This window comes from Ruoffia sp. FAM 26254 (assembly GCF_045528545.1).
In the GTDB taxonomy this organism is placed as follows: domain Bacteria; phylum Bacillota; class Bacilli; order Lactobacillales; family Aerococcaceae; genus Ruoffia; species Ruoffia halotolerans.
This window is the reverse complement of the sequence record NZ_JBGQQY010000127.1, coordinates 1-285: the sequence shown is the minus strand read 5'-3', so window position 1 is coordinate 285 and position 285 is coordinate 1. Positions and strand designations below refer to the sequence as shown.

The 285-nt window shown below is 47.7% G+C and carries 2 tRNA genes; both read right to left on the bottom strand.

Annotated features, from left to right (window positions below):
* Positions 1 to 24: 24 nt before the first annotated feature.
* Positions 25 to 97 (bottom strand) — tRNA-Ala (locus ACEN3Z_RS11965).
* A gap of 77 nt (positions 98 to 174) precedes the next feature.
* A tRNA-Ile gene (locus ACEN3Z_RS11960) sits at positions 175 to 248 on the bottom strand.
* Between the last annotated feature and the right edge of the window lie 37 nt (positions 249 to 285).

Here is a 285-nt window from a genome sequence, read left to right as displayed (position 1 = left end):
ACCCCTTACTTACTATAGTAGTTATGGAGAATAGCGGGATCGAACCGCTGACCTCCTGCGTGCAAGGCAGGCGCTCTCCCAGCTGAGCTAATCCCCCGTACTGGAAATATATATTACATTGTTATTGATTTGCTGTCAACTGTTTCCCTGAAGAAATAAACAAGTTCATAGCAATGGGCCTGAGTGGATTCGAACCACCGACCTCACCCTTATCAGGGGTGCGCTCTAACCAACTGAGCTACAGGCCCGGAGATATATAATCCTCAAACCCTAAGAGGCTTGACA